Raw genomic sequence first — 22629 nt, forward strand, 5'->3', positions numbered from 1 at the left:
TCACGCGACAATATGCCTGTATCGGCATGCCTCATGCAGGATCGGCATGGGGTTAAGTTGAATTTTAGACCAAAGTCGTATGCTTCGAGACTCAAGCGTTCAAGCTTGCTAACGCGTTGACATGTCAGGGGTTTTAGTGAGGGGTTGCGGCTAACCCCGCGATTTTGCGCAGCTTTGAGGCAACACGGCAGGTAGTGGAATTGCTTGAGAGGGGGGCAGGGGCTATGCTGGTCGACCTTTTTCACGCCCGATGCGTCATCGCATGACGTGCTTTTCGACCTTAAAAAAATAAAAGATAACCGTAAAGCATAACACGATTATTTCTGGACACAAGTTTCAAAATTTTGTGAGGCACGCCCATGATGAGAGGCCTTCACCAGCCTGGCGAGTTCCGTGACAACTGCGGTTTTGGCTTGATCGCCCACATGGAAGGGCAGGCGAGTCATGATCTGCTCAAGACTGCGATCGAATCCCTGACTTGCATGACCCACCGTGGCGGCATTGCCGCCGACGGCAAGACCGGCGATGGCTGCGGTCTACTATTCAAGATGCCTAGCGACTTCATGCGTGCCGTGGCAAGTGAGGACCTGGGCGTCGTACTAGGCGAGCGCTTCGCCGTGGGGAGTGTGTTTCTGCCCGATGACGATGCGCGAGAGGCGCATGCGCGAGAAGTGCTCGAGGCGCAGCTGACGGCGCGTGGACTGCGAGTCAGTGGGTGGCGCGACGTGCCCACCGATGCTTCAGTCTGTGGCCCCATGGCATTGGAGTGCCTGCCCCGGATTCGCCAGGTCTTCGTCGAAGCGGAAGGTGAGCGTGACACCCAGGCGTTCAATGTCGATCTGTTCATGGCGCGTCGTTATGCCGAACAGGCGCTCAAGGACGAAGACGATTTCTATATCTGTTCGTTGTCCAGCGAGGTGGTGTCCTACAAGGGGCTGATGATGCCCGCGGACCTGCCGACCTTTTATCGCGACCTGGGCGATGAGCGGCTGCACACGGCGATCTGCGTGTTCCATCAACGCTTCTCCACCAATACCGCGCCGCGTTGGCCCTTGGCGCAACCCTTCCGGTTCATGGCCCATAACGGCGAGATCAACACGGTCGAAGCCAACCGTGGCTGGGCCAACGCGCGCAAGGAAAACTTCGTCTCGCCGTTGTTGCCGGAAATCACCGAACTCGATGAGATCGTCAACACCTCGGGGTCCGACTCCTCCAGCATGGACAACATGCTCGAGGTGTTGCTGACCGGGGGCATGGATCTTTACAACGCCGTGCGCATGATGGTGCCGCCGGCGTGGCAGAACGTCGAAACCATGGACGGCGATCTGCGTGCCTTCTACGAATACAATTCCATGCATATGGAGCCGTGGGATGGCCCTGCCGGTCTGGTGATGACCGATGGCCGCCATGCGGTATGCATGCTCGACCGTAATGGGTTGCGTCCGGCGCGCTGGGTGATCACCGAGAACGGCTACATCACCCTGTCGTCCGAGATCGGTGTCTACGACTACAAGCCGGAGGATGTCATCGCCAAGGGCCGTGTGGGCCCGGGGCAAATCCTTGCCGTGGACACCCACACCGGTGAAGTCCTGCATACGCCGGATGTCGACGAACGCCTGCGCTCGGCGTATCCCTATCGCCGCTGGTTGAAGCAGCATGCGCATTACCTGGAGTCCGCGTTGACCGAGCTGGCGCGTTTTCAGCCCATGGCCGGCAACGAACTCAACGTCTACCAGAAGATGTTCCAGGTGACGTTCGAAGAGCGCGATCAGTTGTTGCGCCCGTTGGCCGAAGGCGGCCAGGAGGCGGTGGGCTCGATGGGCGACGACACGCCGATGGCGGTGCTATCGCGCCATGGGCGCTTGCTGACTGATTACTTCCGGCAGAAGTTCGCCCAGGTCACCAACCCGGCCATCGACCCGCTGCGCGAAGCGATCGTGATGTCGCTGGAAACCTGTTGCGGCGCCGAGTTGAATGTCTTCGAGGCGACCCCCGAACACGCGCATCGCTTGATTTTGACGACGCCGGTACTCTCGCCGCGCAAGTTCACCGCGTTGGTGACCCAGGAAGACCCGGCATTCGCCAGCCATAAGCTGAGCCTGAGTTACGACCCTGAGCGCGATACGCTCAAGCAGGCGCTGCTCGGCCTGTGCCAACGGGCCGAGGACGCGATTCGCGAGGGTAAGGTGATTCTGGTGCTCTCGGATGCCGACCTGGAACGTGGCAAATTACCGATTCATGCCGTGCTGGCGGTGGGGGCGATTCATCATCACCTGGGGCGCAAGGCACTGCGGCCGCGGGTCAACCTGGTGGTCGAGACGGGCTATGCCCGCGATGCCCACCAGATGGCGGTGCTGTTCGGCGTGGGGGCCACGGCGGTGTATCCGTACTTGGCCTACCAGGTCATGGCGGACATGCACAACACCGGCGAGCTGACCGGCAACCCGGCGGATGCTCGCGAAAACTATCGCAAGGGCCTACAGAAGGGGCTCTACAAGATCCTCTCCAAGATGGGGATCTCGACGCTGGCATCCTATCGCGGTTCTCAGCTATTCGAAGCGGTGGGGCTGTCCTCCGAGGTCATGGACATGTGCTTTGCCGGTATGGCGTCGCGCATCGAGGGCGCCGGCTTCGCCGAGCTGCAACTGCAGCAAGAACTGCTGGCCCGTGATGCCTGGATTCCGCGCAAGGGCATTCGTCAGGGTGGCTTGGTGAAGTACGTGCACGATCATGAATACCACGCCTACAACCCAGACGTGGTCATGCAGTTGCAAAGCGCGGTGCAAAGCGGCGACTACGCCAAGTGGAAGCAGTTCGCACAGACCGTCAATGAGCGCTCGGTGGCGACCATTCGTGACTTGCTCATGCTCAAGCCGGCCCCCGAGCCGTTGCCGCTCGACGAGGTCGAGCCGGTCGAAAACCTTCTGCCGCGCTTCGACAGCGCCGGCATGTCGTTAGGGGCGTTGTCACCCGAGGCCCATGAGGCGATGGCGCAAGCCATGAACGAAACCGGCGGACGCTCCAACTCCGGTGAGGGCGGTGAGGATCCAGCCCGCTACGGAACCGTTCGCTCGTCGAAGATCAAGCAGATCGCCTCCGGGCGCTTCGGCGTGACGCCGGCCTATCTGGTCAATGCCGAGGTGCTGCAGATCAAGGTCGCACAGGGGGCCAAGCCCGGTGAGGGTGGCCAGTTGCCCGGTGGCAAGGTCAATGAGCTGATCGCACGGCTGCGCTACGCCGTGCCGGGCGTGACACTGATCTCGCCGCCGCCGCATCACGATATCTACTCCATCGAGGATCTGGCGCAGTTGATCTTCGACTTGAAACAGGTCAACCCGTCGGCTCAAGTGTCGGTGAAGCTAGTTTCCGAACCCGGCATCGGCACCATCGCCACCGGCGTGGCCAAGGCCTATGCCGATTTGATTACCGTCTCCGGCTACGATGGCGGCACCGCGGCGAGTCCGCTGACCTCGATCAAGCATGCTGGTAGCCCGTGGGAACTGGGTCTGCCCGAAGTGCATCAGGCGCTGCGCATCAACAGCCTGCGTGACAAGATTCGCCTGCAGACCGACGGCGGCCTCAAAACCGGCCTCGATGTGGTCAAGGCGGCGATTCTCGGCGCCGAGAGTTTCGGCTTCGGCACGGCACCAATGGTGGCGCTGGGGTGCAAATACCTGCGTATCTGTCACCTCAATAACTGTGCCACCGGCGTCGCGACCCAGCATCAGCATCTGCGCGACGAGCATTTCCGCGGCACCGTGGACATGGTCAAGCACTACTTCCGCTTCATCGCCGAGGAAGTACGCGAGCTGATGGCGTTGCTGGGTGTGCGCCAGTTGACCGATTTGATCGGGCGTACCGACCTGCTCGAGATCATCGAGGGCGAGACGGCCTCCCAGCGCAAGCTCGACTTGATGCCGCTGTTGCAGAACGACCATGTGCCCGAAGGGGCCCCGCAGTTCTGCCAGGTCGGTCGCAACGAGCCGCACGACCCCGGCGCCAAGAATCAGGAGGTGCTGGATGCCTTGCTGCCGGCCATCGAGGCCAAGTCGGGCGGGGAGTTCAGCTTCCGGATCACCAACTGCGATCGCAGTGTGGGCGCTCGGGTATCCGGCGAGATCGCCAAGCGTTACGGCGAGGCGGGGCTCGAAGAGGCGCCGATCACCGCGCGCTTCACCGGCGTGGCCGGGCAGAGTTTCGGCGTGTGGAACGCACGTGGGTTGCAGCTCTATCTCGAGGGCGACGCCAACGATTACGTCGGCAAGGGCATGAACGGCGGTAAGGTGGTCATCGTGCCGCCCCGCGAGAGTCGTTTCGAAAGCCATAAAACGGCGATTATCGGCAACACCTGCCTGTATGGCGCGACCGGCGGCAAGCTGTTTGCGGCAGGCACGGCAGGTGAGCGCTTCGCGGTGCGCAACTCCGGCGTGCATGCGGTTATCGAGGGGGCCGGCGACCACTGCTGCGAATACATGACCGGCGGCTTGGTAGCCGTGCTCGGCGAGACCGGCATCAACTTTGGGGCGGGCATGACCGGCGGGTTCGCATATGTAATCGACGAGGATCGCACCTTCGTCGACAAGTACAACCACGAACTGGTCGAGATCCATCGCATCAATACCGAGGTCATGGAAGCCTACCGGCGCCACCTGCGAGAGATGATCGAGGAATACGTCGCCGAAACCGGCTCCGCAAGGGGGCAAGCGATCCTCGAGGACTTCTCCGACTTCATCCGCCATTTCTGGCTGGTGAAGCCCAAGGCAGCAAGCCTCAACGGTCTGCTGGCCCAATCACGGCGTCAGCCGGAATAAGAGCCGTCGGCGGCCCGAGTAGCGCCTGCTACTCGCTGAATACAGGAGAGACGCTCATGGCAAACCGTCTGAATAACGATTTCCAGTTCATCGATGTCGGCCGGCAGGACCCCGAAAAGAAGGAAGCGCGCGCCCGGGCGCGCGAGTTCGCCGAGATTTACGAGCCTTACAAGCCCAGCGAGGCGGCCAGCCAGGCGCATCGCTGTCTGCATTGCGGTAATCCGTATTGCGAGTGGAAGTGCCCGGTCCACAATTACATTCCCAACTGGCTGAAGCTGGTCAGCGAGGGCAACATCCTCGAGGCGGCGGAGATGTCGCACCGCACCAATTCGTTACCCGAGGTGTGTGGTCGCGTGTGCCCGCAGGATCGCCTCTGCGAGGGTGACTGCACGCTGAACGATGGCTTCGGTGCGGTCACCATCGGTTCGGTGGAGAAATACATCACCGACACGGCCTTCGCCATGGGATGGCGGCCGGACATGTCCAAGGTCGAGTGGACCGACAAGCGCGTCGCGGTGATCGGTGCTGGCCCGGCGGGGCTGGGCTGTGCCGATATCCTGGTGCGTAACGGTGTCAAGCCGGTGGTGTTCGACAAACATCCCGAAATCGGCGGGCTGCTGACCTTCGGCATTCCCGAGTTCAAGCTCGAGAAGAATGTCATGAAGCGTCGCCGCGCGGTGTTCGAGGAGATGGGCGTCGAATTCCGCCTGGGGGTGGAAATTGGCGGGGATGTGTCCCATGAGGCACTGCTCGACGAATTCGATGCCGTGTTCATGGGGATGGGCACCTACAAGTACATGGAAGGCGGCTTCCCCGGTGAGGAGCTGCCGGGTGTCCACAAGGCACTGGATTTTCTGGTCGCTAACGTCAATCACTGCCTGGGCTTCGAGAAGGACCCTGACGATTATGTGTCGCTCGAGGGTCAGCGCGTCGTGGTGCTGGGCGGTGGCGATACGGCGATGGACTGCAACCGAACCTCGATTCGTCAGGGCGCGGCCAGCGTGACCTGCGCCTACCGCCGTGACGAGGACAACATGCCGGGGTCGCGCAAGGAGGTCGCCAACGCCCGCGAGGAAGGCGTGGAGTTCCTGTTCAATCGTCAGCCAGTAGCCATCGTCGGCGAGGACAAGGTCGAGGGCGTCAAGTTAGTGCGCACGCGTCTCGGTGAGCCGGATGCCAACGGGCGTCAGCGTCCCGAGGTGGTGCCGGGGTCGGAAGAAGTGTTCGCTGCCGATGCGGTGATCATCGCCTTCGGTTTCCAGCCCAATCCTGCCGACTGGTTCGATACGGTGGGTATCGACCTCGACGAACGTGGACGCGTCAAAGCGCCGGCCCAGGGTGGCTTCGCCTTCCAGACAAGCCATGAAAAGATCTTTGCCGGTGGCGACATGGTGCGTGGCTCCGATCTGGTGGTCACTGCGGTCTATGAAGGCCGCCAGGCGGGCGAGGGCATCCTCGACTACCTCGGCGTCTGAATCTCGAGCTTCGGGTGTCGGGCAGGACAGAGACATCATCCTGCCCGCAGCCCGCAGCCCGCAGCCCGCAGCCCGCAGCCCGCAGCCCGCAGCCCGTAGCCCGTAGCCCGTAGCCCGTAGCCCGTAGCCCGTAGCCCGTAGCCCGTAGCTCAAATTGAGCGCTCGTGGGGAATCTGCTATTCTGGCGTCCCATCCAGGCCCGGTTCTCTCCACGGCCTTCAGACCACGTTTCGACAGGTTTTCCATGACGCGATATATCTTCGTGACCGGCGGTGTTGTGTCCTCACTCGGCAAGGGCATCGCCTCCGCTTCCCTCGCGGCGATCCTCGAGGCGCGCGGCCTCAAGGTCACCATCCTCAAGCTGGACCCGTACATCAATGTCGACCCCGGCACGATGAGCCCGTTCCAGCACGGCGAGGTGTTCGTCACCGAAGATGGCGCCGAAACCGACCTCGACCTGGGCCACTACGAGCGTTTCATCCGCACCAAGATGACCCAGAGCAACAACTTCACCACCGGACGCGTCTACGAGCACGTGCTGCGCAAGGAGCGCCGCGGCGATTATCTGGGTGGGACCGTGCAGGTGATTCCGCATATCACCGATGAGATCAAACGCCGGGTCTATGAAGGCGGCGATGGGTTCGATGTCGCGCTGGTGGAAATAGGCGGGACGGTGGGCGATATCGAGTCGCTGCCATTTCTTGAGGCGACGCGTCAGATTCGTAGCGAGAAGGGCGCCAGCCAGGCACTCTTCATGCATCTCACGCTGGTGCCCTACATCAAGACCGCCGGCGAGACCAAAACCAAGCCGACCCAGCACAGCGTCAAGGAACTGCGCTCCATCGGCATCCAGCCGGATATTCTCATCTGTCGTAGCGAAGTCGAGCTCGAGGAAAGCGAGCGGCGCAAGATCGCGCTGTTCACCAACGTCGAGGAGCGCGCGGTGGTGCCGCTGCAGGATGCCGATACCATTTATCGCATCCCGCTGATGCTGCATGAGCATGGCTTGGATGACATTATCTGCGACAAGCTGCGCCTCGAGGCCGACGACGTCGATCTCGGCGAGTGGGTGCACGTCTTGGATGCCAAGTTGAACCCGCTCAAGTCGGTCAACATTGCCATGGTCGGCAAGTACATGGAGCTGCTCGACGCCTACAAGTCGCTCAACGAGGCGTTGATCCATGCGGGTATTCAAGGACGGGTCAAGGTCAACATCGACTATATCGACTCCGAAGACATCGAACGCCACGGTACCGAACGCCTCGCCGGCAAGGATGCGATTCTGGTGCCCGGAGGCTTCGGCGAGCGTGGCGTGGAAGGCAAGATCGCGACCGCCCGTTATGCCCGCGAAAATAAAGTGCCGTACCTTGGCATTTGTTTGGGCATGCAGGTGGCTGTCATCGAATATGCGCGCCATGTCGCGGGGTGGGCGGATGCCAACTCGACCGAATTCACCCACGACACGCAGCATCCGGTAGTGGGACTGATTACTGAATGGGTCAACCCCGAGGGCAAGATCGAACTGCGCGATGCGGCATCCGATCTGGGCGGCACCATGCGGCTCGGCGGCCAGGTGTGCCATCTCAAGTCGGGCACACGGGCACATGCGGCCTATGGCCTGGAGGACATCACCGAGCGCCACCGTCATCGCTTCGAGGTCAACAACCAGTTCGTCGAGGCCCTGGAGGACGCCGGTTTGGTGATTTCGGGCAAGAGCGCCGACCACTCGCTGGTGGAGATGATCGAGCTGCCTGATCATCCTTGGTACGTGGCGTGCCAGTTCCATCCGGAGTTCACCTCTACCCCGCGCGATGGGCATCCGCTGTTCTCCGGCTTCATCAACGCCGCGCTGGAATACAAGGCCGCGGTCGCGCGGGCGCGTGCACAACAGCATAGCTGAGGAAGCATTATGGCCGAGACATCCAAACAGATTGAATTTGCCGGCCTGAGGGCCGGCAATTCATTGCCGCTGACGCTGTTCGGCGGCATGAACGTGCTCGAGTCCCGCGAGATGGCTCTGGAAGTCGCCGAGACCTATGTCGAGGTGACGCGTCGCCTGGGAATGCCTTATGTATTCAAGTCGAGTTTCGACAAGGCCAATCGCAGTTCGATCCACTCGTATCGTGGCCCGGGGCTGGAAAAGGGCCTCGAATGGCTGGACGAGATCAAGTCACGCTTCAACGTGCCGGTGATTACCGACGTACACGAGCCCTGGCAGGCCAAGCCGGCGGCCGAGGTGGCCGATGTGATTCAGTTGCCGGCCTTCCTGGCCCGCCAGACCGATTTGGTGGTGGCATTGGCCGAGACCGGTGCGGCGATCAACATCAAGAAACCGCAGTTCATCGCCCCGCATGAGATGCGTCATATCATTCGCAAGTGCGAGGAAGCCGGTAATTCGCGGCTGATACTCTGCGAGCGCGGCTCCAGCTTCGGCTACAACAACTTGGTGGTCGACATGCTGGGCTTCGGGGAAATGAAGAAGACGGGCTATCCGGTCTTCTTCGATGTCACCCATTCGCTGCAGCAACCCGGTGGCCGCGCCGATAGCGCCGACGGGCGCCGTGCCCAGGTCGCCGAGCTGGCACGTGCGGGCATCGCAGTGGGACTGGCAGGTTTGTTCCTCGAAGCGCACCCCGACCCCGACAATGCCAAGTGCGACGGCCCCTGCGCCTTGCCCCTGAATCGGCTCGAGGGCTTCTTGAGCCAGCTCAAGTCGATCGACGACATGGTCAAGGGTTTCGCGCCCCTGGAGATCGACTGAGACGCCGACGAATGCAATAGTCGAGTACACGACGAGCGGAGCCGCCCGTAGCGGTCAACATGATCGCTACCCTCTCGATATGTTGAAACGACCCATCGTTAACACGAGGATGACTCGCAATGGCTGAGATCAAAGATATCCATGCTCTCGAGGTATTGGACTCCCGCGGCAACCCAACCGTTCAGGCCGATGTAGTGCTGGCGAGTGGTGTGCGCGGCACGGCTTGTGCGCCGAGTGGCGCCTCCACTGGCTCACGCGAGGCGCTTGAACTGCGCGATGGAGACAAGTCGCGTTACCTGGGTAAGGGCGTGCTCAAGGCGGTCGAGGCCGTCAACGGCAAGATTCGCGAGGCCCTGGTGGGCAAGGATGCGCTCGATCAACGTGGTCTGGATAACGCCATGCTCGAGCTGGATGGCACCGACAACAAGGAAGGTCTCGGCGCCAACGCCATCCTCGCCGTGTCGCTTGCGGCTGCCAAGGCTGCTGCCACCGAGAAGGGCGTGCCACTCTACGCGCACATCGCCGAGCTGTATGGCCAGCCGAGCCAGTTCCGCATGCCGGTGCCGATGATGAATATCCTCAATGGCGGCGAGCATGCCGACAACAACGTCGACATTCAGGAATTCATGATTCAGCCGGTCGGCGCACCCGACTTCCGCGAAGCGCTGCGCATGGGTGCCGAGATCTTCCATACTCTGAAGAAGGTGCTCGCCGCGCGCGGCTTGTCGACCTCGGTGGGCGATGAGGGGGGCTTCGCGCCCAACTTGGCCTCCAATGCCGAGGCGTTGGCAGTGATCCAGGAGGCCGTGGAAAAGGCCGGCTACGCCTTGGGCAAGGACGTGACCCTGGCGCTTGACTGCGCATCGTCGGAGTTCTATCAAGACGGCCAGTACAACCTGTCGGGCGAAGGCAAGTCCTACGACGCTGCCGGCTTCGTCGATTACCTCGCGGCACTTTGCGACCAGTATCCGATCGTCTCCATCGAAGATGGCATGGACGAGTCCGACTGGGCGGGCTGGAAGGCCCTGACCGAGAAGCTGGGCGACAAGGTGCAATTGGTCGGCGATGATCTGTTCGTGACCAATACGCGGATCCTCAAGCGCGGTATCGACGAGCACATCGGCAATTCCATCCTCATCAAGTTCAACCAGATTGGCTCGTTGTCCGAGACACTGGATGCCATCAAGATGGCGCAGGACGCCGGCTTCACCGCGGTCATTTCGCATCGCAGTGGCGAGACCGAAGATACCACCATCGCCGATCTGGCCGTGGGCACGTCCGCCGGCCAGATCAAGACCGGTTCGTTGTGCCGCAGCGATCGTGTGGCCAAGTACAATCGCTTGCTGGTCATCGAGCAGGCCCTGGGAGGACAGGCGACCTACCCCGGCCTGGCCGCGATCAAGGGTCAGGGCTGACGCCGGACGCAAAGCGTACTTCTACTATGACATCTAAGTTGTAGTACCCACGGCGGCCTTCAGGGCCGCCGTGGGTGTTTTGGAGTAAGCATTATCGTCATTTTTTGTAAGAGAATTCCTACAAAAAATGCCGTCCATCGGCGATAAACAAGGGCAATAGGTGCGATAAACATTCCTTGTTTATTGTATGTCATTGTTTTTTTAGGCTTTTTTATGTTCTGCCTGGCGCTCTTGGGTAAGCGTCAGGGGATGGGACCCGGTTGAGGCACGTCACGGCTTCCGCAACAATGCTCCTGCACAGGATGAGCAAAGGCATTGCTTACCTGGAGGCAGATTGGGATGCAGCAAGGTGCGCCTGTCGTGGAGGGAGCCCATGGCAGGCATGGAGCGCACCTCGGGAGTCGAGCGGAGGGAGCCGCTCAGGGATGAATGGGATGCAGCGGCCTTCGGGCCGCTTTTTTTTGTCTTGCCGTTGCCTATCGATCCAAAAAAGCCGGCCTTGTCGAAAGGCCGGCGTTGCGTGGCGCGCCGAGGACGTTGGCAACCAGCGTCAGCGTTCGAGGTATTGCAGCTTGTCGGCGCTGCCATCCCACTGCTCCGCTTCCGGGAGAGGGTCCTTCTTCTCGCTGATGTTGGGCCAAACTTCGGAAAGCTCGGCATTCAGCTCGGTGAATTCCTTCTGACCCTCCGGAAGTTCATCCTCCGAATATATCGCTTCGGCCGGACACTCGGGCTCGCACAATGCGCAGTCGATACACTCGTCGGGGTGAATCACCAGGAAGTTGGGCCCTTCGTAGAAGCAGTCCACGGGACAGACTTCGACGCAGTCGGTGTATTTGCAGCGAATGCAGTTTTCGGTGACGACGAATGTCATGAGGATCTCCTGAATCTCGGTCGCGGCAGCGCCCCAGAGTGACAGTAAGGTTATAAACGGGCGGCGATTTATAATGGCATATTCTAATGGCGCCACATTTTAGTCGCGCCCCTGGCGCGTGGGCAAGCGGAGGCCATAAACGTTTTGGAATGGCCTCATAGCCAAACGCACCTTCAGCATTGTTCACGCCACTCATAGAGCAAGGCCATGGCCTGGCGTGGGGAAAGGTCATCAAGGTCGAGCTTTTCCAGCACCTCGATGACCGGATGCGGTGCACTGGCGAAAAGGTCTGCTTGTTGTGGTTTAGGCGCGTCGCCCTCGTGCATCCCGCCACGAGTGCTGGCCTGATGGACTTCCTGTTGTTCCAGGGTGGCGAGCTTCTCGCGTGCCCGTGCCACTACGCGTGGCGGCACCCCCGCGAGCTGCGCGACCTGTAGGCCGTAGCTTTGGCTTGCGGGCCCTTCCTCGACACGGTGCATGAAGACGATGCCGTCCTGATGCTCGGCGGCCGTCAGATGCACGTTGGCCACGCCGTCGTAGGGTTCCGTCAGGGCGGTCATCTCGAAGTAATGCGTGGCAAAGAGCGTGAACGCGCGTCGCTCGACCAGGTGTTCGGCGCTGGCCCAGGCCAGCGAGAGGCCGTCGAAGGTGCTGGTGCCGCGACCGATCTCGTCCATCAGTACCAGGCTGTGTTCGGTGGCGTTATGCAGAATGGTCGCGGTTTCGGTCATCTCCACCATGAAGGTCGAGCGGCCGCCGGCCAGATCGTCACTGGAGCCGATACGCGTGAAGATGCGATCCACGGGGCCGATTTCGGCATCGTCGGCGGGTACGCAACTGCCCGTATGCGCGAGCAGCGCGATCAAGGCCGCCTGGCGCATGTAGGTAGATTTCCCGCCCATGTTGGGCCCGGTGATGACCAGCAGGCGCCGCGTTTCGTCGAGCATCAGATCGTTGGGCACGAACGGGTGATCGCTGACGTGCTCGACCACGGGATGGCGTCCGCCACGAATGCGCAGGCCGGGCTGATCGCTCAGGCGGGGGCGTACGAAATCCAGCGCCAGGGCGCGTTCGGCGAAACATGCCAGCACGTCGAGGGTCGCCAAGGCGCGCGCCGTGCCTTGGAGTGCTTGCAGATCGACGTTGAGCGTTTCCAGCAATCCATCATATAGCAGCTTTTCGCGCGCCAGCGCACGGGACTTGGCCGAGAGCGCCTTGTCCTCGAACTCCTTGAGTTCGGGGATGATGAAGCGTTCGGCATTTTTCAGCGTCTGGCGACGAATATACTCGGCCGGGGCCTCGCGGGCCTGAGCGCGCGGAATCTCGATGAAGTAACCGTGGACGCGGTTATAGCCGACCTTGAGGCTGGCCAGGCCAGTACGCTCGCGCTCGCGCGTCTCGAGCTCCACCAGGTAGTCGCCGGCATGCTCGGCCAAGCCACGGTATTCGTCGAGTTCCTCGTCGAAACCTGTGGCGATTACGCCGCCGTCGCGGATCACCACGGGCGGGTTGTCCATCAGGGCACGGGTCAGCGTCTCGGCCAGTTCGGGATACGGCCGGATATGACGCTTGAGCTCGTCGATGGCGGTGCCGTCGCCGAGCTCAGCGAGATCGCGCTCCAGCGCAGGTAGGGTATTGAGTGCATCGCGCAGGCGTGCCAGGTCACGTGGGCGAGCGCTGTAGAGAGCCACTCGAGCGAGGATGCGCTCGATGTCACCGATCGCCTTGAGCGGCTCGCGCAGGGCCGTATAACGGTCGTCGTCGATGAGACTCTGCACTGCTGCCTGACGCGCCTGGACCTGGGCGGTATCGCGCAGTGGCCGGTTGAGCCAGCGCTTCAACTGACGCGAGCCCATGGCCGTGGCGGTGGTGTCCAACACGCTGGCCAGCGTGTTCTCGAAGCCACCGCCGAGGTTGATGTCGATCTCGAGATTGCGACGACTGGCGGCATCGATCACCACCGCCTCGTCGCGAGTCTCCACGGCGATCCCGGTGACGTGGGGAAGGCGCGAGCGTTGGGTGTCGCGGGCGTAGTCGATGAGCACGCCGGCGGCGGTCAGCGCGGTGGTGAGATGCGCGCAGCCGAAGCCGCGCAAGTCGGCGACGCCGAATTGATCGCACAGCAAGCGCTGAGCACTCTCTAGATCGAACAGCCAGTCGCCCTGGCGGCGAAAGCCGGGACGTTCGACGAGAGCAGGTGGCAACGAGAGACTCTCCGCGGCGAGCAACTCGGCGGGGTCGAGGCGCTGGATCTCGGACAGCAGATCGCTTTCACCGTCCACCTCGAGCACGCTGAAGTGGCCGCTTGAAAGCTCTAGCCAGGCCATGCCCCAGCGTTCGCCGTGAGGATGCACGGCAAGCACGAGATTGTCGCGACGCGCGTCGAGCAAGGCTTCGTCGTGCAGGGTGCCGGGCGTGACGATGCGCACGACCTGGCGGTCCACGGGGCCCTTGGCCGTGCTGGGGTCGCTCATCTGCTCGCAGATGGCCACCGATTCTCCGGACTTGACCAGCCGCGCCAAGTAACCCTCGGCGCTATGATAGGGCACACCGGCCATGGGAATCGGCTTGCCCGCCGATTGGCCGCGTTGGGTCAGAGTGATGTCGAGCAATTTTGCGGCGCGTTTGGCGTCGTCATAAAACAGCTCGTAGAAATCGCCCATGCGATAGAAGAGCAGCACCTCGGGATGCTCGCGCTTGATCTTCAGGTACTGGACCATCATCGGGGTATGCTGGGCAGAGGCCTGGCTCATGCGAATCCTTGTCGTGCCGGTGGCTGATGTTGCCAAATGTGGGATCAGGCGACGCGGCGCTGGATGAGCCTGCAAACGTTCGCCAAAGCCTCTATTCTACGCATTCGGGTGGGCGGCGTCAGTGGCACGTCGCTTGAGATGGCAACCGGGAGGCACGACATGGCGGTGACGCTGACAACATGGCAGGCCTATTCGCTCGAGGCATTGGCCGAGCGCCTGGGGCGTGCCTGTCTCGCGGCGAATGCCAGCGTGACGGCGGCGGAGTCCTGCACCGGTGGCGGCGTGGCTAGCGCCATTACCGACATCGCGGGCAGTTCCGCATATTTCGAGACCGGCTACGTGACCTATGCCAATAGTGCCAAGCAGCGCCTCCTTGGGGTGCGTGACGTGACCCTTGCCGAGCACGGAGCGGTCAGTGCCGAAACCGTGAACGAGATGGTGGCGGGTGCGTGTCGCGACAGTGGTGCCACGCTGGGCGTGGCGATCAGCGGGGTCGCGGGCCCGGGTGGCGGCAGCGCTGCCAAACCCGTGGGCACGGTCTGGTTCGCCTGGGGCGACGCGCGAGCGCAAGAGAGCGAGTGTCACCATCTACCGGGTGCACGTGACGTCGTGCGTGGCCAAGCGGTACGCGTGGCGCTGATCGGCTTGATCGACAGGCTTGAGGAAATGGTATCGCCAGCGTGATATCGGGTAGAAAACAGAGGTAGGCGGCGAAGAATTTTTTCGTCATACTACTGTCTAGTCATACAGTGTTTTGCGGTCGGCGATGACATGCGTCAGCGCCGCCGTGCGAGCTTCGACGTCCTTCGATAGGAGACCTTCATGGCACAGGACGACAACCGTTCCAAGGCGCTCAACGCAGCGCTTTCCCAGATCGAGCGCCAGTTCGGCAAGGGCGCCGTGATGCGTCTTGGCGATACGCCGCGCGTAGCGACGCCGGCGATATCCACCGGGTCGCTGGGGCTGGATATCGCGCTTGGCGTGGGCGGCTTGCCGCTGGGTCGCGTGGTCGAGATCTTCGGCCCCGAATCTTCGGGCAAGACCACGATGACGCTATCGGTGATTGCCCAGGCGCAGAAACAAGGCAAGACCTGTGCGTTCATCGATGCCGAGCATGCCTTGGATCCGACGTACGCCGAAAAGCTGGGCATCAATCTCGACGATCTGCTGGTCTCGCAGCCGGATACCGGTGAGCAGGCGCTGGAAATCTGCGACATGCTGGTACGTTCCGGCGGTGTCGATGTGATTGTCGTCGACTCTGTGGCGGCCCTCACGCCGCGTGCCGAGATCGAAGGCGAAATGGGCGATTCTCACGTCGGGCTGCAGGCCAGGTTGATGTCGCAGGCACTGCGCAAGGTGACCGGCAACATCAAGAATGCCAACTGCATGGTGATGTTCGTCAATCAGATCCGCATGAAGATCGGCGTGATGTTCGGGAGTCCCGAGACCACGACCGGCGGTAATGCGCTGAAGTTCTATTCCAGTGTGCGCCTGGATATCCGCCGGACTGGCTCGGTGAAGCAGGGCGACGAGGTGACCGGCAACGAAACCCGCGTCAAGGTCGTCAAGAACAAGGTGGCGCCGCCGTTCCGCCAGGCCGAGTTCCAGATCCTCTATGGCAAGGGTATCTACCATGCCGGCGAAGTCATCGATCTCGGGGTACAGCAAGGCTTGGTCGACAAGGCGGGGGCCTGGTACAGCTATCAGGGCAGCAAGATCGGCCAAGGCAAGGCCAACGCCGCGCAGTTCCTTGAAGACAACCCGGCGATCATGGACGAAATCGAAGGCGAAATTCGCGCACGATTGCTGTCCGCGCCCAAGGCGGAGGACGACAAGCTGGAGGAAGGCGCGAGCGAAGATAAGGCCGCTGCGACCCAAGACGACGATAACCTGCTGTAATCATGGATAAGCAAGAGACGACACCTCGCGACGATGCCATTCGTTTGTTGGCACGTCGCGATTACTCGCGGGCTGAGCTGGTGTCGCGGCTGACGACGCGTGGGCATGAGCGTGCCGATATCGCGCTGGCGCTGGATGGTCTGGCCGAGGAAGGCTTGCAGTCCGACGCGCGGTTCGCCGAGCAGTTCGTGCGTTCGCGTCTGTCTCGTGGCCAAGGGGAAATGAAGATTCGCGCCGAGTTGAGTTCGCGCGGTGTTACCGACGAGATGGCGTACGAGGCACTCGAAAGCGAGGCCCCCGATTGGCATCGTCTGGCGTGTGAGGCATTGTCCAAGCGCTTCGACTCACCCGGCCGCGAGCCGCGAGAACGCGCCAAGCGCGAGCGGTTTTTGGCCTCGCGCGGGTTCGATTTCGATCAAGTGCGTCATGCCATGGCGCATGCCTGGGAGAGTTCTCGTTAGAACCGCACGTGATGTGCGCCCCTTCCTCTGGGTGTTCAGGCACCTCTTTAGTCCCCCGCCGAACGCGTTATACTAGTGCGCCTTGCGATGGTTCGGGGCGACTCTTTTTCCGTCATTCGCCGACTTTCGCGTTTCTCGCCCACCGCTTGTCCGGTCGGGCCGCGCGTGCCCGCAGCGCCTAACGCACACCGCCACGGAATTTCTATGAAAAGCGCAGACATCAGACAAGCCTTTCTGACGTTCTTCGAGGAGCACGGCCATACCATCGTGCCGTCGAGTTCGCTCGTGCCCGGCAACGACCCGACGTTGCTGTTCACCAATGCCGGCATGGTGCCATTCAAGGACGTCTTTCTGGGACGCGATCCGCGCCCCTACGTACGTGCCACTTCCCCGCAGCGTTGCGTGCGTGCCGGGGGCAAGCACAACGATCTGGATAACGTCGGCTATACCGCGCGCCACCATACGTTCTTCGAGATGCTGGGTAACTTCAGCTTCGGAGATTACTTCAAGCGCGATGCCATTCGCTTTGCCTGGACGTTTCTGACCGAACGGCTGGGGCTGCCCGCCGACAAGCTGTGGGTCACCGTGCACGTCAGCGACGACGAAGCTGAACGTATCTGGAAGGATGAAATCGGCATCGATCCGGCGCGCTTCTCCAAGCTCGACGAGGACAACTTCTGGCAGATGGGCGATACCGGCCCCTGTGGTCCGTCCTCGGAGATCTTCTACGATCATGGGCCCGAGGTCGCGGGCGGTCCCCCGGGGAGCCCCGACGAGGACGGCGATCGCTACATCGAGATCTGGAATCTGGTGTTCATGCAGTTCGATCGTGACAGTGGTGGGACGCTGAATCCGCTGCCCAAGCCTTCCATCGATACCGGCATGGGCCTGGAGCGCGTCGCGGCTGTCATGCAGGGCGTGCATTCCAATTACGAGATCGACCTGTTCCGGAATCTGCTCGATGCCGCGGCACAAGCGACGGGCTATGCGGACACCAGCGCGCCATCACTGCGCGTGATCGCCGATCATATCCGTTCCTGCGCTTTCTTGATCACCGACGACGTATTGCCGTCCAACGAAGGGCGCGGTTACGTGTTGCGGCGTATCATTCGCCGCGCCATTCGCCACGGCCACAAGCTGGGAACGCGTGAGCCGTTCTTTCATAAGCTGGTGGCAGCGCTGGATGCCGAAATGGGCGACGCCTACCCGGAACTGCGCAAGACTCGCACCCAGATCGAGAAGGTACTGCTCAAGGAAGAAGAGCAGTTCGCGCGCACGCTGGATCATGGCATGGGGCTGCTGACGGAAGCGTTGAATACGCTCGAAGGCGACGTGCTGCCGGGCGAGACCGTCTTCAAGCTCTATGATACCTACGGTTTTCCGTTCGATTTGACGGCGGATGTCTGCCGTGAGCGTGGCGTGACGCCGGACGAGGTCGGCTTTCAGCGTGAACTCGAGGCGCAACGCGAGCGTGCCCGTGCGGCCAGCCAGTTCGGCGCCGACTATACGGCGGCGCTCGACCTGGAGGGCGAGACGGCCTTCACCGGCTATGATCGCCTGGAAGATGAAGCGCGTGTCACCGCCCTGGTGGATCGCGAAGGCAACGCGCTGGCGGCACTCGAGGCCGGTCAGCGGGGCGTCGTGGTGCTGGATCGTACGCCGTTCTATGGCGAATCGGGCGGGCAGGCCGGCGACACCGGTTACTTGAACGCCAACGGCATGCGTTTCCAGGTGACCGATACCCAGAAGCAAGGCGGTCATCATCTGCATCATGGCGTGCTCGTCGAGGGCCGGCTCGCCGTTGGTGATAGTGTTACGCCACAGGTCGATGCCAGCTTGCGCACGGCGACCATGCGTAACCATTCGGCGACGCACCTCTTGCACGAGGCACTCAAACAAGTATTGGGCGAGCACGTACAGCAGAAGGGCTCGTTGGTGACGGCGGAGCGTCTGCGCTTCGACTTCAGTCACTTCGAGGCGATGACACCGGCGCAGCTCGACGAGGTCGAGCGCATCGTCAATGCGCAGATCCTGGCCAACGCCGACACGCGCACCGAGCAAATGACGCTCGACGAGGCCAAGGCGAAAGGCGCCGCAGCGCTCTTTGAGGCCAAGTACGCCGATAACGTGCGTGTGCTGACCATTGGCGCCGATGACTTCTCCATCGAGCTGTGTGGTGGCACGCACGTGGCGCGTAGCGGCGATATCGGCTGCTTCCACATTCTCAGCGAGACGGGGGTCGCCGCGGGCGTGCGACGCGTCGAGGCCGTTACCGGTGAAGGTGCCCTGACGTATTTCCGCGATCAGGAAGCCAAGGTCACGCGTGTCGCCGAGCAGCTCAAAGCCAAACCCGAGCAGGTGGAGTCACGTCTCGAAGCGACGCTCGAGCGCAACCGCAGCCTGGAAAAAGAGCTCGAGCGGCTCAAGGCCAAGTTGGCGAGTGCCGCGAGTGGCGACATGCTGGCCGAGGTGCGCGAGGTGGCGGGTGTTAAATTGCTCGCCAAGCAGGTCGAAGGCATCGGTGGCAAGGAGCTGCGCGGCCTGCTCGATCAGCTCAAGAACAAGCTGGGCTCGGGGATCATCGTGCTGGGCGTGGCCGGCGACGAAAAAGTCAGCCTGATCGCCGGGGTGACCGATGATCTAACCGCTCGCCTCAAAGCCGGCGATCTGGTCAAGCATGTCGCCGAACAGGTCGGCGGCAAAGGCGGTGGCCGGGCCGACATGGCGCAGGCAGGAGGATCGCGGCCGCAGGCGTTGCCTGATGCCTTGGCGAGTGTGCCGAGTTGGGTCGAGGCTCGGCTCGGCGAGTGAGATCGTGAAAAGGGTCGTGCGCATGGCGCCGGCCCTTTTCTTCATTCATGCTTGGGAAAACCACCACGGATAGGCAGCTATGGCGCTATACGTACAGAAGTTCGGGGGCACCTCGGTGGGCTCGGTGGAGCGCATCAAGGCCGTCGCCGAAAAAGTGAAGCGGTTCCGCGACGAAGGCCATCAAGTGGTCGTCGTGGTGTCGGCAATGAGCGGGGAAACCAACCGGCTGATCGATCTGGCGAGCCAGATCAACGATGAGCCCACGCCGCGCGAGATGGATATGCTGGTGTCCACCGGCGAGCAGGTCACCAGCTCGCTGCTGGCCATGGCCTTGCATAAGCTGGATGTGGCGGCGACGTCCTATACCGGCGGTCAGGTCGGCATCCAGACTGACAGCGCCTATACCAGGGCGCGTATCCAGCGTATCGAGACCGACGACATTCAGGCCGATCTCGACGACGGTCAGGTCGTGGTCGTGGCCGGTTTCCAGGGTGTCGACGACGAGGGCAACATCACCACGTTGGGACGCGGCGGTTCGGATACCACCGGTGTGGCCCTAGCGGCGGCGCTCAAGGCCGACGAATGCCAGATCTACACTGATGTGGACGGCGTTTATACCACCGATCCGCGGGTCTGCTCCAAGGCACAACGGCTGTCCTCCATCACCGTCGAGGAAATGCTCGAGCTGGCCAGTCTGGGCTCCAAGGTATTGCAGATTCGCGCCGTCGAGTTTGCAGGTAAATACAACGTACCGCTGCGTGTGCTGTCCAGTTTCGAAGACGGCCCCGGTACCCTGATCGTCGCTGAAGAAGAAGAGGCCTCCATGGAAGAACCGCTTATCTCCGGTATTGCCTTCACCTCCAGTGAAGCCAAGCTGACGTTGCTCAACACTCCCGATGTGCCGGGCGTGGCGTCCAAGATCCTGGGGCCCATCGCCGATGCCAACATCGAAATCGACATGATCGTGCAAAACGTGGCCCCCGCCGGTGATTACACCGACTTCACGTTTACCGTGGCCAAGAGCGATTTCAAACAGACTCGAAGCATCCTGCAGGATCAGGTGATCCCGGCGCTGGGCGGTGGTGAACTGCGCGGCGACGAGAATATCGCCAAGGTCTCGCTGGTCGGTGTGGGCATGCGCTCGCATGCCGGGGTGGCATCCAAGATGTTCCGCGTTCTGGCTGACGAAAACATCAACATTCGCATGGTCTCCACCTCGGAAATCAAGATTTCCGTGGTCATCGACGAGAAGCAGATGGAGCTGGCCGTGCGTGCGCTGCACTCCGCTTTCGGTCTCGATAAAGACAGTATACAAGGCGAATAAGAAAAGAAATTTGGCCTTCCTGGCCCATCGGCTTCTACGCTGAGGGTGGCGTCAGGACGACGCCGGGAGGCCAGATGCGGCCTTTCATTCAGTGCATCCGTGGATGCAAAGCATGTGCCATTGGCTCTCGAGGCCTGTATGACGCATAATTCGCCTTCGTACTGTCGCTTGGCGGTGCATGCATCCCGTTGGAAGAAAGCCTGAGAAGGAGATCAGACATGCTCATCCTGACCCGTCGCGTCGGTGAAACACTGATGATCGGCGACGACATCACCGTTACGGTTCTGGGAGTGAAAGGCAATCAGGTCCGTATCGGAGTCAATGCGCCCAAGGACGTAGCCGTACATCGCGAAGAGATCTACCAGCGTATTCAGCGCGAGAAGACCGATAGCGAAGACGGCGGTTCAAACGTTTGAAGTGACGCATGCGTGGGACCGTCTGGGCTGGTGAAGTCGTCCCCTTTATCGGCTCGGGCTTTTGGATAAGGCATGCTTTCTGGGGTGAGCAGTTCGGCACGTACGCAGTACGGCAAGTGAGTCGTTCGCCAAGCAAACAGTGACGGTATTGGTTGATATCAAAAGATTTTCAATCCGCTCTAGACAAGACCCCAGCATAATCGGTAACATACGCGCCGTGTTGATGAGGGAGAGATGGCCGAGTGGCTGAAGGCGCTCCCCTGCTAAGGGAGTATGGGGTTTGTAGCCCCATCGAGGGTTCGAATCCCTCTCTCTCCGCCACTCAACCGAATGCATCACATTGAAGTATTGCGCCCGTAGCTCAGCTGGATAGAGTACCTGACTACGAATCAGGTGGTCGGAGGTTCGAATCCTCCCGGGCGCACCACTTTAGCAGCGTGGTTAAATCACGTGATGATGCATATTCGAGAGCTTTGGCTTTCGAGACAATGCGTAACACGGCAAAGATGGTCGTGCGTCGCGTAATGCGCCCGTAGCTCAGCTGGATAGAGTACCTGACTACGAATCAGGTGGTCGGAGGTTCGAATCCTCCCGGGCGCACCAAATATCAAGCCCGTCCCTCCGGGGGCGGGCTTTTTCGTCTTTGCAAACGAGATCCCCCTTCCTTGACGGCGAACCCTGTAGTTTGCAGGTAAGCAGTCGTTTCTGGCACGCCTTGCGTGCCATTTTTTCGTCTCGCATTCCTTGATCAGTCGCCTGACTTGACGCGGTAATCGCCCTCGAGCACTTGAGACGCGTGCGTGGCATCTTGCGCTGGGGCATCCTGGGCACCATCGCCACCAGCCGGGCGCGCATGGTCGGCGCGAAACACCTCGGCGCGTTTCTTCATTCGGTGGCGTAAGAAGGGCAGCATCGCCCAGCCGATGATCAAGAAGAACAGGCCGAGCAGGGTGCCGACGATCATCATGGCGCCGAACAACAACCAAGTGGCGAGCAGCTTGAGCCCGCCAGCGCCCTGTGACGGACGCGCCTGACGCGTCCGCTCTCTCCATTGCTGTGCTGCCTGCCAGGCGGCATTTTGCTGTCGATTAGTCATGTTCCACTCCAGTGACCGTTAGGTCATTACGCTCGAGGCGAATGTCGATCTCACTATTCTGGGCGTCATAGCCTTCTATATCTACATGCCCTCTTTCATCGACATCCAATTCGGAAAAGCGTTTCATGCCGGCGTTCTGGGCATTGGTCAGCGCCTGATGCAGTTCGTCACTGGTCAGGCTCCAGTCGGGAATAGTGCCCTTGTGGCGTTTCTCGTGCACCAGGCTGCCATCCTCGATGAGCATATCGATATCGAGTTGCCAGCCATCGTCGCGCCAGCCTTCGACTTCGAGACGGTTACCGTCATCGATGGCGACGTCATCGTAATGGGTGAAGCCATAGGCGTCGGCATCGTTGAGCAGTGACTCGAGCTTGCCTGGTGAGAGGCTGCCATCATCGGCGAGCGCAGCGGTGGACAGTCCTCCTGTGAGTACCATCGGCATCATCAGCATATGCATCGTCTTCATGATTCACTCCTGGCTTTCGCCTCGAGGTTGGTATGACATACCGCGACTGCGGATAGAGGCACGCTAA

The 22629-nt window shown here is 61.3% G+C and carries 15 protein-coding genes and 3 tRNA genes; 14 read left to right on the plus strand and 4 right to left on the minus strand.

Going from position 1 to position 22629, the window contains the following annotated elements:
• Positions 1-359 precede the first annotated feature (359 nt).
• From gltB to eno, 5 genes are all read left to right on the plus strand, one after another.
• Complete coding sequence (gene gltB, locus KZO83_RS00565) at positions 360-4811, plus strand: glutamate synthase large subunit (RefSeq protein WP_247619375.1); 4452 nt, start codon at positions 360-362, stop codon at positions 4809-4811.
• A 56-nt stretch (positions 4812-4867) separates the two neighbouring features.
• Complete coding sequence (locus tag KZO83_RS00570; RefSeq protein ID WP_247619376.1) at positions 4868-6286, plus strand: FAD-dependent oxidoreductase; 1419 nt, start codon at positions 4868-4870, stop codon at positions 6284-6286.
• 244 nt (positions 6287-6530) lie between these two features.
• Positions 6531-8186, plus strand: coding sequence for a CTP synthase (locus KZO83_RS00575; RefSeq protein WP_178998528.1), 1656 nt, complete (start codon positions 6531-6533; stop codon positions 8184-8186).
• A 9-nt stretch (positions 8187-8195) separates the two neighbouring features.
• Positions 8196-9047 carry a 3-deoxy-8-phosphooctulonate synthase gene (gene kdsA, locus KZO83_RS00580; protein WP_247619377.1) on the plus strand — a complete coding sequence of 284 codons (852 nt, stop codon included), beginning with the start codon at positions 8196-8198 and terminating at the stop codon, positions 9045-9047.
• Positions 9048-9166: 119 nt separating this feature from the next.
• The gene (gene eno, locus KZO83_RS00585; protein ID WP_246922418.1) at positions 9167-10462 is read left to right on the plus strand and encodes a phosphopyruvate hydratase; all 1296 of its coding nucleotides are present in this window, start codon (positions 9167-9169) and stop codon (positions 10460-10462) included.
• Positions 10463-11012: 550 nt separating this feature from the next.
• On the opposite strand, the gene fdxA is transcribed toward eno, so the two are convergent.
• Both fdxA and mutS read right to left on the minus strand, forming a co-directional pair.
• Entirely contained in the window at positions 11013-11336 is a 324-nt protein-coding gene (gene fdxA / locus KZO83_RS00590) for a ferredoxin FdxA (protein ID WP_178998531.1), read from the minus strand.
• Between the two features lie 173 nt (positions 11337-11509).
• Complete coding sequence (gene mutS, locus KZO83_RS00595) at positions 11510-14089, minus strand: DNA mismatch repair protein MutS (protein WP_247619378.1); 2580 nt, start codon at positions 14087-14089, stop codon at positions 11510-11512.
• A 159-nt stretch (positions 14090-14248) separates the two neighbouring features.
• Here mutS and KZO83_RS00600 point away from each other — a divergent pair, with 159 nt between their 5' ends.
• The 9 genes from KZO83_RS00600 (at position 14249) to KZO83_RS00640 (ending at position 21603) form a co-directional block, all read left to right on the plus strand.
• Complete coding sequence (locus KZO83_RS00600) at positions 14249-14773, plus strand: CinA family protein (protein WP_247619379.1); 525 nt, start codon at positions 14249-14251, stop codon at positions 14771-14773.
• A 138-nt stretch (positions 14774-14911) separates the two neighbouring features.
• A complete protein-coding gene (gene recA, locus KZO83_RS00605) occupies positions 14912-15988 on the plus strand; it encodes a recombinase RecA (RefSeq protein ID WP_178998533.1) in 1077 nt (358 codons plus the stop codon).
• A 2-nt stretch (positions 15989-15990) separates the two neighbouring features.
• Positions 15991-16449, plus strand: a complete 459-nt coding sequence (locus KZO83_RS00610) for a regulatory protein RecX (RefSeq protein ID WP_075370049.1) — start codon at positions 15991-15993, stop codon at positions 16447-16449.
• Positions 16450-16653: 204 nt separating this feature from the next.
• Entirely contained in the window at positions 16654-19260 is a 2607-nt protein-coding gene (gene alaS, locus KZO83_RS00615) for an alanine--tRNA ligase (RefSeq protein ID WP_247619380.1), read from the plus strand.
• 79 nt (positions 19261-19339) lie between these two features.
• Positions 19340-20584: an aspartate kinase gene (locus KZO83_RS00620; RefSeq protein ID WP_075370051.1), complete on the plus strand. Its 1245-nt coding sequence runs from the start codon at positions 19340-19342 to the stop codon at positions 20582-20584.
• Positions 20585-20802: 218 nt separating this feature from the next.
• Positions 20803-21000: a carbon storage regulator CsrA gene (gene csrA, locus KZO83_RS00625; RefSeq protein WP_040239634.1), complete on the plus strand. Its 198-nt coding sequence runs from the start codon at positions 20803-20805 to the stop codon at positions 20998-21000.
• A gap of 228 nt (positions 21001-21228) precedes the next feature.
• Positions 21229-21321: transfer RNA gene (locus tag KZO83_RS00630), tRNA-Ser, on the plus strand.
• A 29-nt stretch (positions 21322-21350) separates the two neighbouring features.
• Positions 21351-21427: transfer RNA gene (locus KZO83_RS00635), tRNA-Arg, on the plus strand.
• 99 nt (positions 21428-21526) lie between these two features.
• Positions 21527-21603: transfer RNA gene (locus tag KZO83_RS00640), tRNA-Arg, on the plus strand.
• A gap of 145 nt (positions 21604-21748) precedes the next feature.
• On the opposite strand, the gene KZO83_RS00645 is transcribed toward KZO83_RS00640, so the two are convergent.
• Positions 21749-22096 (minus strand): hypothetical protein, encoded by a 348-nt coding sequence (locus KZO83_RS00645; RefSeq protein ID WP_246893952.1) that lies wholly within the window; start codon positions 22094-22096, stop codon positions 21749-21751.
• The gene (locus tag KZO83_RS00650) at positions 22089-22562 is read right to left on the minus strand and encodes a PepSY domain-containing protein (protein WP_178998537.1); all 474 of its coding nucleotides are present in this window, start codon (positions 22560-22562) and stop codon (positions 22089-22091) included. Before KZO83_RS00650 ends, KZO83_RS00645 begins: the two co-directional genes overlap by 8 nt.
• Between the last annotated feature and the right edge of the window lie 67 nt (positions 22563-22629).

The organism is Chromohalobacter moromii, assembly GCF_023091865.1.
GTDB lineage: Bacteria > Pseudomonadota > Gammaproteobacteria > Pseudomonadales > Halomonadaceae > Chromohalobacter > Chromohalobacter moromii.

Excerpts from the sequence above, each read along its gene's own strand:
- alaS (WP_247619380.1), top strand. The coding sequence starts at position 16,654 with ATGAAAAGCGCAGACATCAGACAAGCCTTTCTGACGTTCTTCGAGGAG.
- gltB (WP_247619375.1), top strand. The coding sequence starts at position 360 with ATGATGAGAGGCCTTCACCAGCCTGGCGAGTTCCGTGACAACTGCGGT.
- mutS (WP_247619378.1), bottom strand. The coding sequence starts at position 14,089 with ATGAGCCAGGCCTCTGCCCAGCATACCCCGATGATGGTCCAGTACCTG.
- recA (WP_178998533.1), top strand. The coding sequence starts at position 14,912 with ATGGCACAGGACGACAACCGTTCCAAGGCGCTCAACGCAGCGCTTTCC.
- KZO83_RS00650 (WP_178998537.1), bottom strand. The coding sequence starts at position 22,562 with ATGAAGACGATGCATATGCTGATGATGCCGATGGTACTCACAGGAGGA.
- KZO83_RS00610 (WP_075370049.1), top strand. The coding sequence starts at position 15,991 with ATGGATAAGCAAGAGACGACACCTCGCGACGATGCCATTCGTTTGTTG.
- kdsA (WP_247619377.1), top strand. The coding sequence starts at position 8,196 with ATGGCCGAGACATCCAAACAGATTGAATTTGCCGGCCTGAGGGCCGGC.
- eno (WP_246922418.1), top strand. The coding sequence starts at position 9,167 with ATGGCTGAGATCAAAGATATCCATGCTCTCGAGGTATTGGACTCCCGC.
- KZO83_RS00570 (WP_247619376.1), top strand. The coding sequence starts at position 4,868 with ATGGCAAACCGTCTGAATAACGATTTCCAGTTCATCGATGTCGGCCGG.
- KZO83_RS00645 (WP_246893952.1), bottom strand. The coding sequence starts at position 22,096 with ATGACTAATCGACAGCAAAATGCCGCCTGGCAGGCAGCACAGCAATGG.
- KZO83_RS00600 (WP_247619379.1), top strand. The coding sequence starts at position 14,249 with ATGGCGGTGACGCTGACAACATGGCAGGCCTATTCGCTCGAGGCATTG.
- fdxA (WP_178998531.1), bottom strand. The coding sequence starts at position 11,336 with ATGACATTCGTCGTCACCGAAAACTGCATTCGCTGCAAATACACCGAC.
- csrA (WP_040239634.1), top strand. The coding sequence starts at position 20,803 with ATGCTCATCCTGACCCGTCGCGTCGGTGAAACACTGATGATCGGCGAC.
- KZO83_RS00575 (WP_178998528.1), top strand. The coding sequence starts at position 6,531 with ATGACGCGATATATCTTCGTGACCGGCGGTGTTGTGTCCTCACTCGGC.
- KZO83_RS00620 (WP_075370051.1), top strand. The coding sequence starts at position 19,340 with ATGGCGCTATACGTACAGAAGTTCGGGGGCACCTCGGTGGGCTCGGTG.